The organism is Enterococcus sp. 7E2_DIV0204, assembly GCF_002140855.1.
Lineage (GTDB): Bacteria > Bacillota > Bacilli > Lactobacillales > Enterococcaceae > Enterococcus_L > Enterococcus_L lemimoniae.
In genome coordinates this window covers 2752774-2770397 of the sequence record NZ_NGKY01000001.1, presented here as the reverse complement: position 1 = coordinate 2770397, position 17624 = coordinate 2752774, and the positions used below count along the sequence as shown (strand labels likewise).

15 protein-coding genes are annotated in these 17624 nt (G+C 35.5%); 3 read left to right on the top strand and 12 right to left on the bottom strand.

What is annotated here, in order from left to right; translation table 11 throughout:
• Positions 1–12 precede the first annotated feature (12 nt).
• From A5819_RS12870 to A5819_RS12830, 9 genes are all read right to left on the bottom strand, one after another.
• On the bottom strand, positions 13–1440 hold the full coding sequence (locus A5819_RS12870) for an ABC transporter ATP-binding protein (protein ID WP_086279163.1): 1428 nt from the start codon (positions 1438–1440) through the stop codon (positions 13–15).
• On the bottom strand, positions 1440–2135 hold the full coding sequence (locus A5819_RS12865) for an energy-coupling factor transporter transmembrane component T (protein ID WP_086279162.1): 696 nt from the start codon (positions 2133–2135) through the stop codon (positions 1440–1442). The genes A5819_RS12870 and A5819_RS12865 overlap by 1 nt, the downstream gene beginning before the upstream one ends.
• Positions 2110–2727, bottom strand: coding sequence for an MptD family putative ECF transporter S component (locus A5819_RS12860; RefSeq protein WP_086279161.1), 618 nt, complete (start codon positions 2725–2727; stop codon positions 2110–2112). The genes A5819_RS12865 and A5819_RS12860 overlap by 26 nt, the downstream gene beginning before the upstream one ends.
• The gene (locus A5819_RS12855) at positions 2724–3896 is read right to left on the bottom strand and encodes a hypothetical protein (RefSeq protein WP_086279160.1); all 1173 of its coding nucleotides are present in this window, start codon (positions 3894–3896) and stop codon (positions 2724–2726) included. The genes A5819_RS12860 and A5819_RS12855 overlap by 4 nt, the downstream gene beginning before the upstream one ends.
• A 153-nt stretch (positions 3897–4049) precedes the next feature.
• Positions 4050–4694 (bottom strand): pyroglutamyl-peptidase I, encoded by a 645-nt coding sequence (pcp, locus tag A5819_RS12850; RefSeq protein ID WP_086279159.1) that lies wholly within the window; start codon positions 4692–4694, stop codon positions 4050–4052.
• A gap of 403 nt (positions 4695–5097) precedes the next feature.
• Entirely contained in the window at positions 5098–6042 is a 945-nt protein-coding gene (locus A5819_RS12845; protein ID WP_086279158.1) for a DUF979 domain-containing protein, read from the bottom strand.
• A complete protein-coding gene (locus A5819_RS12840; protein ID WP_086279157.1) occupies positions 6039–6740 on the bottom strand; it encodes a 5-oxoproline transporter, DUF969 family subunit in 702 nt (233 codons plus the stop codon). Before A5819_RS12840 ends, A5819_RS12845 begins: the two co-directional genes overlap by 4 nt.
• Positions 6741–7052: 312 nt before the next feature.
• On the bottom strand, positions 7053–9107 hold the full coding sequence (locus tag A5819_RS12835) for a hypothetical protein (RefSeq protein ID WP_254907272.1): 2055 nt from the start codon (positions 9105–9107) through the stop codon (positions 7053–7055).
• A 355-nt stretch (positions 9108–9462) separates the two neighbouring features.
• Positions 9463–10962 (bottom strand): Lsa family ABC-F type ribosomal protection protein, encoded by a 1500-nt coding sequence (locus A5819_RS12830; RefSeq protein ID WP_086279155.1) that lies wholly within the window; start codon positions 10960–10962, stop codon positions 9463–9465.
• A gap of 615 nt (positions 10963–11577) precedes the next feature.
• Between A5819_RS12830 and A5819_RS12825 the strand changes: the two genes are divergently transcribed.
• The 3 genes from A5819_RS12825 (at position 11578) to A5819_RS12815 (ending at position 13786) form a co-directional block, all read left to right on the top strand.
• A complete protein-coding gene (locus A5819_RS12825; RefSeq protein ID WP_086279154.1) occupies positions 11578–11961 on the top strand; it encodes a VOC family protein in 384 nt (127 codons plus the stop codon).
• 26 nt (positions 11962–11987) lie between these two features.
• The gene (locus A5819_RS12820) at positions 11988–12827 is read left to right on the top strand and encodes a Cof-type HAD-IIB family hydrolase (protein ID WP_086279153.1); all 840 of its coding nucleotides are present in this window, start codon (positions 11988–11990) and stop codon (positions 12825–12827) included.
• A 107-nt stretch (positions 12828–12934) separates the two neighbouring features.
• Positions 12935–13786: a MurR/RpiR family transcriptional regulator gene (locus A5819_RS12815; RefSeq protein WP_086279152.1), complete on the top strand. Its 852-nt coding sequence runs from the start codon at positions 12935–12937 to the stop codon at positions 13784–13786.
• Between the two features lie 52 nt (positions 13787–13838).
• On the opposite strand, the gene A5819_RS12810 is transcribed toward A5819_RS12815, so the two are convergent.
• From A5819_RS12810 to A5819_RS12800, 3 genes are all read right to left on the bottom strand, one after another.
• The gene (locus A5819_RS12810) at positions 13839–14612 is read right to left on the bottom strand and encodes a zinc ribbon domain-containing protein (RefSeq protein WP_086279151.1); all 774 of its coding nucleotides are present in this window, start codon (positions 14610–14612) and stop codon (positions 13839–13841) included.
• Between the two features lie 10 nt (positions 14613–14622).
• Complete coding sequence (locus tag A5819_RS12805; protein ID WP_086279150.1) at positions 14623–15813, bottom strand: glycoside hydrolase family 3 N-terminal domain-containing protein; 1191 nt, start codon at positions 15811–15813, stop codon at positions 14623–14625.
• 237 nt (positions 15814–16050) lie between these two features.
• The gene (locus A5819_RS12800; protein WP_086279149.1) at positions 16051–17589 is read right to left on the bottom strand and encodes a zinc ribbon domain-containing protein; all 1539 of its coding nucleotides are present in this window, start codon (positions 17587–17589) and stop codon (positions 16051–16053) included.
• Between the last annotated feature and the right edge of the window lie 35 nt (positions 17590–17624).

The window sequence follows — 17624 nt, the reverse complement described above, 5'->3', positions numbered from 1 at the left end:
TTTTTTCCTCCACTATTCTATTTTTCTTGTTTCGATATGATAATCTGCAATGATTTGGCCTTGGTCGAACTGAAGCACTCGCTGACAAGTTTTGCTGAGAAATTCTTTATCGTGGGTAATCACTAAAACTAAAATATTTTCTTCGTGTAACCAACGAATGGTATTACTAACTTCTTCCATATGCACTAAATCTAATCCGCTGGTTGGCTCATCAAAGATAATCATTTTTTTTCCTGATAGCAAAGCACTAGCAATTGCCACGCGTTGTTTTTCTCCACCGGATAAGGTTTGGGGATGACGCATTAAAAGCGGTCCTAAATTCAGCATGGCGACAACTTTGTCAAACTCAGCTGTGTTCTGTGCATTTAAACTAATTTCTTTCTCTACCGTTTCAAAAAACAATTGCAAATTGACATCTTGCATCACAACAAAACTTTCTTTGATCAACTCTTTTGGTCGCATCACTTCTTGATTTAGTTTTATGACACCTGCTTTTGGCTTGATCAATCCTGACAAAAGTTTAGAAAATGTTGATTTCCCTGCACCATTATGTCCCACGATTCCGATAATATCAGCACTAGTCAATGTTAACGAAGGGATTTTGAGTACGGAAGGCTGCTTGCGATAGTGAAAATCCAGTCCATCACAGGTTAATACTAGTTTTTCTGACCCTTCAGCTTGTTTAACTTTTTTTGTAAGATGCGTTTGGTTAAGTGATCTTAATCCCAACGCCTGAATTTCGGCAACAGATTTTTCTCGCATTTCTTGACTTGTATAGTTTTCAACGATTTGACCTTTTTCCATCACTAAATAGCGATCTGCCAAATCCGTCAAATAGTATAAGCGATGTTCAGAAACAATAATTGTCATACCTTGGCTTTTCAAGACCTGTAAATAGGCTTTTAACTGCTCGATCGTTGCTTCGTCCAAATTACTTGAAGGTTCATCTAATAGGAATAATCGATGCTGCAACATACTAGCAGAAGCAAATGCGATCAATTGTTTTTGTCCACCAGATAAATGGAACATGCTTCGCTCTAAAAATTCTTCTAGAGAAAACAAACTTGTTATCTCATCGATTCGATCAATCATTTCTTTTCTGGATACACCATAATTTTCCATTGCAAATGCTAATTCAGAATAGACATCACTCGTAAAAAATTGGGTTTTAGGATTTTGAAATACCACGCCGATTTCTCGAACATATTCATTAAATTCTTTCGTTAGTAGCTCTTGTTCTAAAACAGAACCAGAACCCGTTAGTTCACCCAAATATAATTCAGGAATCAACCCATTTAAAATTCTTAGTACTGTTGATTTACCACACCCACTTTTGCCGCACAATACAATGAATTCGCCAGCTTTAACTTCCAACTCAACATTTTGGATAACCTTTTCCTGATCTTCATAAGCAAATGTCACATCATGTAAATCGATCATTAAATCAGCCTCCCTACGATTCCACACAGAATTAATATACCAATCAATACATAATCTTGACTCTTCAAACGAATCTCATAAACACTTGTATGTGCTTTAGGATTGCCTAAGCCTCGAACCAGAGCTGCAGCTGATAGATCCAAAGATGTATTCTCTGCTGACATCAAGATTGGTACAATAATATATTCCATCGTTTGAAATGGATGTAGACATAACTCAACAGTCGAAACTGCGATTCCACGGTATTTCATCGCATTACGAATACTTTTAAAATCTTGAAATAGTGTAGGAAAGAAACGAAACAAGACCGTTAGTGGAATAATCAGCCCAAAAGGCACATGACATTTCTTTAGCGCTGCGATCCATTCACTGATTTTGGTTCGATTCATCGCAAACGCCGCCGCCATGATCGTTGGTAGCATTCGACGATTTCCGACAAATAAAAAATCAAAAAAAGCGGCAAAACCATTCTCAATATGAGGAAATAATAGATAATCGCCCAGAACAAGCAACCAAAAAAGACCATAGAAAATTGTTCCTTTTTTTAAACTACCATTTAAAATAAACAAAAAATACAGCAACGTTACAAACAGCACTTCTGCTTTAAATGGTAGAGGAAACATCAATAAGAAACTAGCAAATAAAATCGTACATAATTTACTTCTGGGATCAAACGTTACGTATGTTTTTTCCATAATTTTTTCCTTTAGCTTTATCAAAGTGTTTCTCATAAATCTTTTGTCCAATCATTATTCCTAAAATACTACAAATGATTACAGCCAACACACACACATAAAAAGTTGTAGTTGTGATCGGTGCAAAGACTTTATCAATGTATATGGCATCTTTACCACGAGCCACCAATGAATCGACATAGGCGTTTTTCATAAACCACAATGGCAAAACGGGACCCATCAAGCCAAAACTAAAGACAGTATAACTAAGCATCGTTCGGATTTTTTGGGATAGCTTGGTATGATATTGAATCCAATCTGCTAGAATCGCACACAGAATATTTGGTAAAAATGACAACGGAAAATGCCCTGAAACTAGAAAGAATAAGCCCATCACACTGCCCATGATTGTAATTGCTCCAAAACGAGGAATACGATGGATCACCAATAAATAGACAATCCCCGCAAAGAGTGCTGTTGCACTAGGAATCAAAATGGAATTAAAAGCTGGGATTGTAAAACGTAAGATCAGCATCGCAATAGTCACGACTAAAAAATAAATAGCGGTATAAATACCAATTGAAATAAAATCTTGAATTTTTAACTTTTTCATTCTTGTACTAACCCTTCTTGTTTAATTGTCACTAAAAATAATAGCTGTCCATAAGTGTCACTTTTAATTTTCAACTGATAGCGGCCAGGCTTTTCAAATTGTTCACCTGATAGCACCAATTGATTTTCTGTCAATTTATACTCTAGTGAATAGCCATTTACAGAAGTTTTTTTCGTTTTGAATAATTCAAATAGTGCGTTTCCTTCTGCTAATTCTTTGATTAGTCCTTGATCAATCGATAGACAAATCTCGTCTCCCAAACTATATTCTGATTTTGAAAGTTTTGGTGGAAAACTCATTGGTTGCTTTAAGTGCGTTTCAAATCTGACATCTTCAAAACCTTCGGCCAAGATCTCGATCTTTATGGATTCATTCGCTTCCCATCGGTCAAACAAGCGATATCTTGCTTCGTCAGTATTTGCCAATAGGCCAAACTCTAAATGATTTTCAGGTTTATGGTACAAGTAATCTGGCCATAAAAGTGGAATCGTTTGTCCATTTTTTGTCATAGTAAAACTATAAACATACTTCCCATAAGCTTCGTGAAACTGATCATAAGTAGTGATTTCATATTCTGGTAAAAACTGAACCATAGCAGCGTAACTATAATGGGCAAAATAATACATCTCATTTACATATTCTAACTTCACTTGAATCGATTGAACATTCGTTTCCAGACCATCTTCAAGTAAGATTCTAGGGCCATATGTACCATCTAGATATAGACGTTTTCGTTTGTAACCAATAATTGCTGTTTGCTCGACTTCATCTATAGGAGTTAACGATTGAATTGCTGCCTGTTTCGCACTGAAGTCTGGATAAATTGCAGGGTTGCTTTTAGCAAGAATAAAATCTTTCGTATTAACATAAACAGGTACATGCATGATGCTGTAACTGCCGTATTCATTTAACATGATTTTTTGCTGATTCGTATGAGGGAATCGGCCGATGATCTGTTGGAATTTTTCAGATAATCGATAATCAGATTCTTGAAGCTCTGGACAATCTGCGTGATAAAAATCATAAAAAGACATGGTTGCTTCACCAATAAGATAACGTGGTAATGGTATGTTTTCAATATATACTTGATCAGCAAGTTTTAACGGGCATTGTTCAGTTTGTACTGTTTCATACTTTATAAAAAAATCATTGATTTTTATTTCATTCATTGAACCACTCCTTTCCTTATTGAGTTAGTATAGCATAACAAACTGATAATGAGAATCATTATCAGTAAAATGTAATGTTTCAATTTAATAACGAAAAATAGAAGGACAAAATAAACCTACTACTTTGTCCTTCTATTTTTGATAATCACTATTTTAATGGGTCGTTCCTGTATTTTCTTCAATATCTACTTCTGTTGTTATTGCCGCCTCAACTGCATAAATTAATGAATCCGCAATTGTTTGGATTGGCATAGAAGGTGTTCCTACAGGGCGATCAATCACCTGTGTTGGTTCAAACGGAACATGGATAAAACCACCTTTAACACCTGAGAATTCTTTATTGATCATGTACAATAAACGGTACATGATATCATTACAGACAAATGTGCCGGCAGTATATGAAATGTACGCTGGTAAGCCATGATCCTGAATATTTTTCATCATCGCTTTGATTGGTAGCGATGTAAAATAGGCAGTCTCACCCTCCTCTTCCAGTTTGACTCCGATTGGTTGATTGCCTTTATTATCTGGAATTCTCGCTTCGGCTAAGTTGATTGCTACTCGTTCCAACGAAACAGCGCTGCGCCCGCCAGCCTGGCCAACACAAATAACAATATCAGGCTGATGTTCTTTCATTGAAGCCTCTAACACTTTAGCACTCTCTTCAAAAACAGTTGGTATTTCTATTTTGATAATTTGTGCTCCTGCTACCTCATTTGGGATCAATTTTACCGCTTCATAAGCTGGATTAACTTTGTCTCCACCAAATGGATCAAAACCTGTGATTAAAACTTTCATTACAAATTACCTCCTTATTTTAAAAGCACAGCGGGCTCGTTCAGCTCTGACTGAAAAATAGGAAATTCTAACTGAGGTGCTTTTTACCTCATTTAGAATTTATCTTTTTTCCGAAGACCTTCAATCCTTGGAGCTTTAGCTCTTAGGAATTGATGAGATCGTAGCAGAGCGTAGTGTTAACCCACGGAGCTAGATAACATTAAAAGCTGAAAGAGCTCGTTCAGCTTCGACAAGAAAATAGGAAAAAATGACTGAGGTGCTTTTTGCCTCATTCAGTTTTTATCTTTTTCTCGAGACCTTCAATACTTAGAGCTTTAGCTCTTAGGAATTAATGAGATCGAAGCAAAGCGTAGTGGCTAGCTCTTGAAGCTAGATAGTATTACAAGTACCGTGCGTTATTCACTTATCTAAACAAAATCATATAAACAACTTGGAATACAAACATAAAAATCGCAATAAACCATTGATTTTTGATTACTCCATATTTGTCTTTCATTTCCAACATTGCGACAGGAACCACGTTAAAGTTTGCTGCCATTGGTGTCAATAATGTTCCACAGTAGCCACAAGTTAATGCCAGCATACCGATCAAAGCAGGATTTGCTCCTTGTGAAAAGACAAATGGTGCACCGATCCCAACTGTCATCACGGTAATCGCTGCAAAAGCGTTCCCCATGATGATCGTAAATAGCATCATCCCGAAAGCATAAATAATAATTCCAACTACTACATTTCCTTGCGGTACAACTTTTCCGACAGCAGAAGAAATCACCGTGCCAACACCTGCACTCGTGAACACCGCTCCTAATGAAGCTAAGAGCATCGGCAACATACTCAAAGGACCAACCGTCCCAAGCATATCTGCTGCATCATCCAAAAATGTCGTCGGCTTATTGTTTTTAGAATAGAACATCAAGATCAAAATTGCGACGAAAACACCCACTCCTACACCAACTAAGGCACCAAGTTTAGTAAATAACGCAAAAATGATCGCAAATACGCCAATACTTAGGGCGGGGATAAAAATTTTCATACCCAATTTATCTGACATTTGTTGCATGTACTCTTTTGATGGCAATTTAGTTTTCCCTTTACTCACCTTTTTCAAAACAGCAGGAACCGTCATTGAAAAAATCAAGATTCCACTGATCAATGAGGGAATAAAGCGTCCACCTGAGATCACTACTCCTAATGTACACCAAAAATAGCCAGTTCCATAGCGATGAGGATTACTTTTATCTAGAAAATTCTTAATTCCAGTATAAATCAATATCAAGCCCATCAAGATATATAAAACTTCTAATAATTTTTCACCAAGCAAGACATCTGGGTTCATAAAATAACTCATGAGCGGTCTCCTTTCTTCTCGATAGTACCATAGTATTTTTTCATCAATCGACGATCTTTAGTATAAAAATAAATACTTGCTGTGATCAACGCAACAAGTGCCACAGGAATTTCAACCGCTGCTAACTCTACTAAACTTACTTCATAGCCTAGCTCTTTTAAGGTAGATTGTACTAATAGACCACCTGCACCGCCGATAAACAATACTTGACCGAAAAACCAGCAAATATTTTCCATCGCTGAGGCCATTCCTTTAAGTTCTTCCTCATATTCTTCATTTAATTCTAAGTTTTGTGATTCAACAGCGCCAATCGACATTGGCAAAATAATTGGACGTACAAAGCCTGCTACGCCACCAAAACTAACATTGAATGCTGCAAAAATCATTCTAAAAACACCATAGATGTCAATGATCAAGCCCGCTGAAACCTTTTTAAAACGACGAATTAGAGATGCAGCTGACTCTTTTAAACCGTTTCTTTCTAATGTTCCTGTTGCCAGCATAATAATAATAAAAATAGCCATACCGCGATTACTTACAAAACTGGTCCCTAAAATATCCAGCATGCCTTCTAAACCGATACCGCCCACTAAAGCAGTAACTACTAAGGCAATCATAACAATCAAGATCGAGTCTAATTTCATAGCAAATCCGACAATCACGATCAACACACCTAATAAGCTAAGAATATTTTCCATTGCGTTCACTTCTTTCTTTTTAGTTTATTTAATTAATCATCTTAAAAATAATGACTTCTTTATTATACACAAAATTTGTTTTACTTTTAATTTTTACGATAAAATTCACAAAAAAATGGTACCGTTTGAAGAAAATAAAAAATACTAGCCTGAAACATAACTTAAAGAGTTATGTTTCAGGCTCTTCATATCCGAATAGACGGTGGAGCAAACGGTCCTCGATGCTTCAGATCGGAGTGAAGCGAGAACCGTAGATGCAGAAACAGCCCTTTGAAAATACTCTCTTCTGTCCATTCACCTTAACTCTGACAATCAATAAACACCTATCGTCTCTTCTGCATTAGCATAAATTAATTTTTGCTTTGCTTCCTCCATTTTTTCCCATTTATCACCATAAATGTGCTCTAAGCGACCATAATCATCATACGACAAGATAAAACGATGTTCGTCATTTTCATCATTGATGATCGTATACAATTTGTCCTCTTCATCTTGGCTGATTTGCCAAGTACCTGATTCAAATTCAACGGCTGTTGGCATTGAGCTATTCTTTTCCAACATCTTTTTAACACTTTCTGTTGTATACTCTGGATTGTCTTTTAGATTTTCTTTCCGTTCATCTGATAATAAATAATAAACAACAAAGAATTTTTGCGACATCATTGGACGCACTTGGATATCTATCCACAATGCATCAAATTTATCCTTAGGTAAAATTTCCCAGCCCGTTCCAAAAATAGTTGAAATTTTTTCATCATGGTCTTCTTGTAAAATAATAAACGGTTCTTCTTCCTCTAAAAGTGTTAGTGCTGTTACAGGTCCATACTCAGCCACATTATCTGGTGAAGAATGAAAAGCATATTTGGAATCAATCGCAAGCTCAGGCAGATCAGAAATAGTTAATTTTTGAGCCATTTCTTTTGCATGTCCCGTTAAATTTGTCTCAATAAAATCAGCTTGATCTGGATCTTCACGATCAACATAGAAATAATAAACAAATTGGTCATACAGATTTTCGCTTTCTTTTAGCGCTGAAGCGCTACTTGTAACAAAACTTTTATTCACATTTTGCTCTCCGCTAAATAGACTTTTGATCTCAGAGGGCGTGGTGTACGATTTATGTTCATTATTTCTTGAAATAACGCCACCTATTTTAACTAAAGCCACGATCAATAAGAAAATAGCCCATAAATAACTGCCCGCTCCTTTTTGTTTCTTTGTTAGAATCTGGATTGGTTCTACTGGTTGCAACAAAGCTAATTCATTTTCTCTAAATAAAGAAGGATTCCTTTTTGCTAAATCTGCCCAACATTCCTTCACACGAGAATGGCGTCGCAAACTAAAATAAACATGGCCCATCAATAAGTCAATGATTGTTGTGGGTAACGTAAGCTCACTTTTGTCAAAAGTCAGTACGTCATTTGTTGCCCCATCATTTTTCACCCATTCATAGTACGTTCTAAAAAAATCAAGTTCTTGACCTTCTTTTAAAGCTTTGGCTTCATTTAACAGTTTTTTAAACGTTGTAACGGTTCGCTCCTGCTCCATTCTAAAATCATTGAGTAATAGATAGGAGATTTCTAAGGTAACAACATCATAATCTTTAGTTGTCACACTTCTACACCATTCTAAACGTTCTTGCCATGAACTCTGATTTGCAACTCCATTATCCACTATTTGAAATAGTTCATAACGATTCGTAAAATACTGAATACGTTGTTCTTTTGAAATATCACGGTAAATAGCAAAAGCAAACAGCGGTACTTGCTTGATTTCTATCCACGAATAACAGAAGTAGTCACCAGATTTATACTCTTTAACCAAGGAATCAAAATCAAAAAAAACACCTATATCGGTAATCACTTGTCGCGATAATACACGATAGTTTGCCAATAAAAACTCTTGCATTCGATCTTTGATTTGATTATGTTCATCGCTCGACCATGCCAATTGATTAGAAAATAACGGCGTCCATTTTTCAATAGTTGCAAAAAAGTCTTTCTGCTCAAAAATCTCTGTTAGTTCCTGGTCGAAAAGCTCAACATGATTTGTTGGCTTTTTTTCATAGATAGATTCTGATGTTTCATTCTCATTAAATGGCTGTAGTTCAACTTCTTCTATATCTTGTTCTTGTATGTCTTTATCTACTTCAGTTCTATCTGCTTTAGCTTGGTCTTCCTTGGCTTGTTCACTCTCAACGCTCACAATTGGTCGATTACTCTCGATAATTGTTCCTGAAAGAAATAGCGCTGAGTCAAAGGCTTCTTCTAATGTATGGAAAGCTATTGGTGCGGCTTCCACATCAATCAGTTTTACCTTTTCGTCATAGGCCTTCTTGATTCTCTTTTTATCTGAAGTTGGTTCCAACTCCAAAATCTCCCAACAATTCATAACCCCAACTCACTTTCTTATTTCCCCAACTCGTTTATTCTGATACTTTTTTTGATGCTTCATTCTTAATCTATTATGACAAAAGTAACTAAGAATAACAATACAAGAAAGAGAGAGACTGAGAAGTATGCGTTTAGATTCAAAAAGTCAGTCCTACAATTCTTAATGACATTGACACTTAGAGAGTAATGAGGGTGGAGATAATGTGCTCCAGATAATTCGACTACTTCTCCTTTATCGACATTTACTGTTTATTCACTGTGACTAAAATCTATGAAAAAAAAACGATCAAACAATTCAGAATTTCTGAATTAGTTGATCGTTTTATTTATCAATTCTTATCCAAACTAATCACTTGTGTCGCGATATTTCCCAAAAAAGCTTGGTCATGTTCTACTACTAACATGGTTGGTTTTATTGCTATAATCAGCTTTTCTAATTGTTCTTGATTAAACACATCCAGATAATTTAATGGTTCATCCCAAATATAAAGCTCGGCTGGTTGAGCTAATGATTTTGCTAGTTCAATTTTTTTGCGTTGTCCCATACTCATTTGCTCGATACGATTTTGAAAGACGGTTCTTTCCATTCCTAATTTGTGCAGATTATTAAGAAATTCTTGATGATTTAGACCCTGTTCTTCAGAAAACTCTAGTAACGTTCCTTGGTTATCTTCATAATTCTGACGAACATAACTGATTTTTAAGTTTGTTGGTCGAAGAATTTCGCCTTGGCTTTCTCCCTCAAACTGATTGAGTAAAAAACGAATGATCGATGATTTTCCAGAACCATTTTGTCCTGCTAAGGCGATTCTTTGACCTTGATTTAGCTCAAAAGAGAGCTTTTGAAACAATGGTTGATCTTGATAACTTAATACTAAATCTTCAACTGTCAGTATACGTTTATGATGAGCTGGTTGATAATTCATGGTTAACGGATCTACATATTCAATATCTTTTAAGAGATTTTCTTTTTCTAACAATTGTGCATCCATCCGATGTTCGATTGTTTTAGCTCGCTTCATCGTTCGAGCTGCTCTTGCGCCGATAAAGCCTGTATCATAAATCGCACCACTGCCTTTTTCAGATGCTTTACCATATTTATCTTGCTCCTTAGAACGAGACCATTCAGCTTTTTCAGCAGCTGTTTTTTTCAGACGACTGACTTCTTTTTTTAATTTTTCATTTTGTGCTAGTTCAAATTCATCTTTTATTTTCTTTTGTTCTTCATAAACTGAAAAATTGCCTTGATAAAGCTCTAACTGACTTTTTTCAATCGATAAGACATGATCAACAACCTCATCCACAAATGAACGATCATGACTGACTACGATAAAGCCTTGACGTTTCTTTTTTAAATAGTCTGCTACTTGTTTGCGCCCAACAATATCCAAATGGTTAGTCGGCTCGTCAATCAGTGGAAAATGATGATCATCAATAAACAATAGCGCCAATAAAACTTTTGTTTGTTCGCCGCCAGAAAGAGTCTCAAAATCACGCCACAAAATCTCTGGATCGACTTGCAGAAGATTTAGCTCTCTTTCGATTTTCCATTGCTCAAAATCACTGATTTCCTGTAATACATAATAGGTTAATTGCTTTTTTTCTTTGATTGGTTGCGGGAAATACAAAAACTCTAATTGATGCAAGATTTGACCACTGTAAGCTAACCGATTCTGTAAGATATTAAGTAAGGTTGTTTTACCGCGACCATTTCTACCAATCAAGCCTAATTTCCATTGTGTATCAAAGTTTAAATTAGCTTGTTCAAATAATAATGTACCTTGAGTGTCATACCCAAAGGTAAGATTTTTTATTTCAATTTTTGACATACTATCACCTCGTTAAGAAAAGCAGAAGGACTACTTCCTTCAGTTTTTCTCAGAACTGGCTATCTATTTAGGCGTACACAAAAAGAACCATACGCTGAAAAATCAAAGCCAATCCTGAAAATCTGCACACTGCTCCCTTGATGATTCTTCAAGTTACAGTCTGAATGCAGCTTCAACAAATGGACTTAATTTTTCAACGCACGGATCCCTCACTTCGTCTTTTATTGCATCCACTATATCATGCTGATTTTAGTCTTGTCAACAACCATTTAGCGCACTGCATCAGGAGACTAGTAAAAAGAAAAAAGTAACGGACCCAAGTGATATTACTTAACCCACTGTTTCATGTCGCTCCTCTCAAAATAACAGCTAATTATTCTTGTTCCTTTCGTATTTATGAGCCTACATGCTTTAGAAACGAAGCTCAAAAATGTTTAACTATAATTAGTCGTTATTGAATAAAAATTTTCACTTTTATCTATTGATCGTTACTATTTTTGAAAAAAATCTGTCAATCTCTCTGGCATCACTCTTTCTTGCTTCATTATGCTTTATACTATAGTGAATCGGAACAATAAAATAGTTACTGTATTTGATAGAAAAGGAGATTTTACTATGAAAATTGAACACATTGGTTTATGGGTCAAAGACTTAGAAAATATGCGTACGTTTTATGAAACCTATTTTAATGCAACAGCTTCTGAGCTTTATCACAACACAAAAACAAGTTTCCATTCTTATTTTTTAACGTTTGCGGATGGCGCAAGACTTGAAATCATGCAACGAGATGATGTTATAGATCGTAATTTAGAGAACGAAATGCTTGGTTTTGCTCATTTAGCGATTTCTTTAGGCACCAAAGATAACGTTGATAATCTCACGAACATATTAGTGATGGAAGGCTATAAGCTATTAAGTCCAGTTCGGACTACTGGAGATGGTTATTACGAGTCTGTTATTGCGGATCTAGAAGGAAATCGCTTAGAATTAACTGTTTAAAATCAAGGATAGACGGAGGAAATACTATGGATGTAAAAGCGATTGTTTTAGATATTGATGGAACACTTTTGAATGATGAAAAAAAACTAACTAGCCAAACTAGAACGGCGTTGATCGATGCGCAAAAAAATGGCATTAAAGTCATTCTTGCCTCTGGCAGACCAACTCCTGGTATGCTGAAATATGTTGAAGAATTAGAGATGGATCGCTATAATGGCCTGCTTGTTTCTTATAATGGGGCCCATGTCCTGGATGTGAGCACTCAAAAAGAACTATTCAGCCAACCCCTTTCGATTGAAAGTAGTAAAAATATATTAGAGCATCTTAAACAATTTGATGTAAAACCAATGATCGCTAAAGATGACTATATGTATGTCAATAATGTCTTTGATGGGATGTTGGATCTAGGCTCGGCGGATGGGCTGTTTAACATTATCGAATACGAATCGCGTGGCGGTAATTTTCAATTATGTGAAAAAGATGATTTAGCAGCTTTTGTTGATTTTCCTTTACACAAAATTTTGGTTGCTGCTCAACCTGAGTATTTACAAGAACACTGGCAAAAAATTCTTGCACCGTTTAATCAAACCGTTAGCGGGATGTTTTCAGCACCAATGTATTTTGAATTTACGGATCAGGGTATTGATAAGGCCAATGCTTTAGAGCAAACATTAAAACCTTTAGGCATCCATAAAGAACATATCATTTCATTTGGTGACGGACATAATGATTTGTCCTTGATCCAATATGCTGGAATGGGGATAGCCATGGGGAATGCGGTTGATGAGTTGAAGAATGCTGCAGATAAAATCACATTATCTAATAATGAAGATGGCATCGCGAAAGCCTTAGCTGACTTATTATAAATAAAAAAGATCAGGAGACAATCATCCTGATCTTTTTTATTTCCCACACCTGAACAATAATCAGTTATAATGCATATATACAAACCTAACTGAAAGGTGTTTATCTAATGAATTTAATCGTAAAATTGAAAAAACTAGAGCGACTTACCACAAGTGAACAAGCACTTGTTGACTACATTCTCAATTATCCAGGCAAAGTGATTCATTTTTCACCAAAGGAATTGGCAGAACATTCTTTTGTCTCTATTTCAACGATATACCGCCTGATCAATAAACTTGATCTTGATGGACTGAACGATCTTAAACTAGCTTTAGTCAATGATCTAAATGAGCACATGACAGATCAAATTATTGATATTGATTACCCCATTTCAGCAGAAGATAATCATTATGCCATGACTAAGAAACTAAAGACAGTCTATGAACAAACGCTCCAGTCAACGATTGATATCAATAATGTTGAAATGATTGCTTCTACTAACTTACTCCTTAAAAAGGCAAAGTTTATCGATGTTTACGCTTCATCTGCGAACATTTATTTTGCCCAAAACTTTCAATTTCAAATGCTAGAAATCGGAAAAAGAATCAACGTTCCGATTGATGACTACACACAAAATTTATCCGCTGCCAATAGCACGCCTGATCATCTTGCGATTGTTGTCTCTTACGAAGGACGCGGCTCCAGCGTAAAAAAAATCTTAGACATTTTACAGAAAAATAACAGTCAGATTCTATTGATTACCTCACAAAACAGCCCACTTCTAAAAGAAAAAGTCGCTGGTATTTTACTATTTTCCTCAATGGAAAACCACTATAACAAGATTTCATCTTTCTCAACACGGATGTCCTTGATGTATCTCTTCGATCGTTTATATCTTAGTTTCTTTAATCAAGATTATGAAAAAAATCTAGCTTATAAACTAGAAAACTATCAAAAGATGAATCCAAATTTGATTTAGTTAATTAAAAAAAACAGCTCATCCAATAAAGTATGAGCTGTTTTTATCTGCATTACTTAAGGTTTTCCAAAAAGAGTTCAAGTAATTTCGAACCGCCTACAAGATTAAATAGTAAGAATATAACTACAAATGATACTAACAATACCAGTAAGGTTAGCCCAAAACGACTTAAGATGTCTTCTCTTTTCCACAAATGATCCGTAAATGAGAAACTAACCATCAAAGCTACTAGACACAGCAAGCCCATCACGATCATATAAAAATCTCTTGTCAAAAAAGAACAGACGAAAGCACCTAGACTAATATAAACCGCTAAGCTTGTTGAACGAAACAATGCTGAAAAATCAACCATGAATGAGCTCTTTTTCTTTGATATTTTGGTAATTGCCTCAAAATAGACCGAGCCAAAAAGTGCAAAGTAAATGCCGATCACTAATAAATTTTCAATAAATAATGATAGTGCCGTTTCAGCCCCGTAACCATCCATCCTTAACATACTCCGACTAATTGCTAGGCTGTTCACAACGATTAAAATTAAAAAGTTGATAACACCAAAAATGGAACTCGCTTGTTCTGTATTAGTATTGTTTCCTTTAATTTGACTATTAAGCCAACTAAAATAATTTTTGCTTTCTTTCGTTAGCTGCTGAACCGTTTGATTGCTTTTCAGTTGCTCATTTATTATGGATTGGATTTGTGCTTCTTTTTCTAAAACAGTCTCTACTGTGGTCGCTTCTGTTTGCTCTTGATTTTGCCTTTTACCACAAGCAGAGCAAAATTTTGCCCCAGTCTTCAGTTCTTTACCACATTGAATACAATACTTCATTTTTACACCTCTACCAATTTATTAACCCTACATCATTTTTCATTTTTAATACTCGATAAACTGATTGATTCAAAGCTTCCTCTGTATATGTTCCTGCTTCGATCCCCTGTAGAACATAAGGAATCTGTTCTTGAAAAGAGGAAGATAAAATCAAATCATTCCCTGCTTTTAATGCGGCTAGCCCTGCTTCTTCTTGAGAAATGAAATCGGCAAGACCCGCCATATCCATATCATCTGTCATAATAACTTTTTCAAAACCTAATTCATTCCTTAAAACATCATGGACGGGGCGAGAAATTGAAGCTGGCATCGTTCCATCAATACTTGTAATAATATTGTGAGAAACTAAAACACTATCTGCACCAGCATCGATCCCTGCTTTAAAAGGTAAAAAGTCGTTGCTTCTTAGTTCATCGATACTGCGCGTGTCATAAACGATTTCCACATGAGAGTCACGATTATTGCCGTAGCCGGGAAAATGTTTTAACGTAGACGTTATCTTTTGTTTTTTTAATTCTTCAACACTGATTTTAATAAACTCACTTGTTTTTTGTGCATCAAGACCTAAGGTTCGATCATAAATAAAGGCTTGTGGATCAGTCGCAACATCTGCATCAGGAAATAAGCCCCCTTGGATCCCATACGAATGGAGTATTGCTGCTTTTTTTTGAATATCCGAACGAATCCCCGGCCACCCTGATTCCTGATAGACTTCTTGTGGTGATTTAAAAACTTCCGAAACCAAGCCTGTTCCTCTGCTTAAACGAGAAACATCACCACCTTCTTCATCTGAGGCAATAAACAATGGTACTTTACTTGCAGATTGATAGGATTTTATTTTATCCTTCAGTGAATCTGGTGTCTCAGATTCAACATCACGCCCAAAAAGAAGATAGCCGCCTAAATGATAATTTTTGATACTTTCTAACTGCTGATCAATTGGTACTCGTGCCAAGAATAATTGTCCAACTTTTTCTTCCACACTCATATTAGCGATCATTTCATTGATTATTTTCTCTGGATCTTTTATGTTATTCCCCCTTGTTTCTTTCGTTGAATCCTTTGTCTCTTTGCTAGTTGATATCGCTTCATTATCATTACTTTTAGCAGTCTCTGTATTTTTATCTTGATTAACAAATAAAATTATCGCTAAACTAATACCCAAAATCGTTAGTAAAACTAGTATTGCACTGACAATCATCTTTTTGTTATTGATGGTATTACCTCCTCATATGGATTACATTGTTTGGTTGGTTTTTCCTTTTCAATATAACATAGACTTATCGGTTTCACTCTATTTTAAACTAAAAATTCAGGAGAATTGCTTTATCACAACAAGATCTAAACAAGGTTTTCCAACGTTATTACTTCGTTTTTTCTGAAAGACTAGCTTTTACCACCAAATCAATTGTCAAACATCACAAGCTCATTTGTTGTATCATTCAATTCCGCCATTATCAACTATTTCAAAATTCTCTTTACCACCTAGACTTTGAATAGTAAATTTCTTTGCTTCTTCGTCATAGATAAGTGTTGCTTTTTGATAGCGGAAAATTTGAGTTATATCCTTAGTTTTGTAATCTTGATAACTGGTCTCATATTTGATTAAATAGCGAACCACATAGCTATTCTTCCCATTCATTTTAACAGTTTCCACGGTTGGCGAGCCATTGACTGCGCTTTTAACCTTACTATCTCGGATAGATTGAATAAATGTATTAAAATCCTGATACTCAGCATTATTTTCTCCATCCGTAAAATAAGTAGAAAATTTTTGCTTATTGATTGCATCATAAGTTGTGTATGTTCCTGTATAGCTTGAAACTGCTGCGTAAAATCCATTTAAAAAATAGTCAACTTCTGATTTCCCTTGAATATCTGCGAAATTTAATTCAATCATCGAAGAATACGATTCTGGATCATAATTATCAGCCGCAAAGGAAGAATCTGTGATTACTTGCTGCTTTGTTTCAATGATACTTTTATCATCCAACGTTTTTTTCAATTGAACAGTCATTCCTTGATGCCATATCTGATTTTTCACTTCATATTCTTCTGATGCAAGTTGGCCGACTTTTTGATCGTCAAGAAATACTTCTGCATCTGAGATATTCGACTTCAACTTAAATGAGATTTTCCTAAAATCTAAGCTAACTTGACTCATCTGTTGCAGATCTGAATCAGAAGATTGAACTAAATCAATTGTTGTTTCGCTTTTTTCTCCTGCTAACTCCCCTTTGATCCAATACTCAGCCGGTGTTAAGGGGCCCCACACAGTTTGAAACTGATTTTTGTCAGTTGTCTCTTTTTCTTGATCATCCAAAAATAGCTTCATATCTTTTTGATTTGCTGTAATGGTGATATATCTAGGCTTTAGTTCCCAGCGAAAATCATCGAATAACAAAAGTTTTTTTCCTTTTTTTACGAATACTAACTCGCTGTTTTGATTGTCTTTCGTTTTCAATTGAGTGATTAGCTGGGAAAAGGCTGCTTTGTGTTCGTTCTGACTATAATAGTCAAAATACTTTTTTAATTCTTTCTTGGTTACAGTATAGTTTGGATCGGCTGAAAACGTCAATTTTTCCATTTGATTTACATCTTTGTTTTGAACTGTCTCTACCATTCTTTTGAGCTGATTTTCCTGACTATAATAATTCTTCGTAGCAAAATAACTACCGAAAGCGATGCACAAAAGGACAGCAACTAGACCAAGTATGAGCTTTTGCTTTTTACTCATTGGTGTTTTTGCAACAGTCTGCGCTTGGTCACTACTCTCGTTAGCAACCGCTTTTCCACAAGCAGGACAGAATTTATCATCTGCTTCTAATTGTGCACCACAGGAACAGGTTGTTTTAGCTCCTTTTGCTTCTCCAAGTGTTTCTGATTGAATTGACTCTTGCTCAAATTTTTCTCCGCAATTTTCACAAAATACTGCCTCTTCTTGATTTTCATGATGACATGATCGACAAAGTTTCATTTTTCTCTCCTATTTTTATTCATTTTTATCCCCTC

Excerpts from the sequence above, each read along its gene's own strand:
- A5819_RS12870 (WP_086279163.1), bottom strand. The coding sequence starts at position 1,440 with ATGATCGATTTACATGATGTGACATTTGCTTATGAAGATCAGGAAAAG.
- A5819_RS12865 (WP_086279162.1), bottom strand. The coding sequence starts at position 2,135 with ATGGAAAAAACATACGTAACGTTTGATCCCAGAAGTAAATTATGTACG.
- A5819_RS12860 (WP_086279161.1), bottom strand. The coding sequence starts at position 2,727 with ATGAAAAAGTTAAAAATTCAAGATTTTATTTCAATTGGTATTTATACC.
- A5819_RS12855 (WP_086279160.1), bottom strand. The coding sequence starts at position 3,896 with ATGAATGAAATAAAAATCAATGATTTTTTTATAAAGTATGAAACAGTA.
- pcp (WP_086279159.1), bottom strand. The coding sequence starts at position 4,694 with ATGAAAGTTTTAATCACAGGTTTTGATCCATTTGGTGGAGACAAAGTT.
- A5819_RS12845 (WP_086279158.1), bottom strand. The coding sequence starts at position 6,042 with ATGAGTTATTTTATGAACCCAGATGTCTTGCTTGGTGAAAAATTATTA.
- A5819_RS12840 (WP_086279157.1), bottom strand. The coding sequence starts at position 6,740 with ATGGAAAATATTCTTAGCTTATTAGGTGTGTTGATCGTGATTGTCGGA.
- A5819_RS12830 (WP_086279155.1), bottom strand. The coding sequence starts at position 10,962 with ATGTCAAAAATTGAAATAAAAAATCTTACCTTTGGGTATGACACTCAA.
- A5819_RS12825 (WP_086279154.1), top strand. The coding sequence starts at position 11,578 with ATGAAAATTGAACACATTGGTTTATGGGTCAAAGACTTAGAAAATATG.
- A5819_RS12820 (WP_086279153.1), top strand. The coding sequence starts at position 11,988 with ATGGATGTAAAAGCGATTGTTTTAGATATTGATGGAACACTTTTGAAT.
- A5819_RS12815 (WP_086279152.1), top strand. The coding sequence starts at position 12,935 with ATGAATTTAATCGTAAAATTGAAAAAACTAGAGCGACTTACCACAAGT.
- A5819_RS12810 (WP_086279151.1), bottom strand. The coding sequence starts at position 14,612 with ATGAAGTATTGTATTCAATGTGGTAAAGAACTGAAGACTGGGGCAAAA.
- A5819_RS12805 (WP_086279150.1), bottom strand. The coding sequence starts at position 15,813 with ATGATTGTCAGTGCAATACTAGTTTTACTAACGATTTTGGGTATTAGT.
- A5819_RS12800 (WP_086279149.1), bottom strand. The coding sequence starts at position 17,589 with ATGAAACTTTGTCGATCATGTCATCATGAAAATCAAGAAGAGGCAGTA.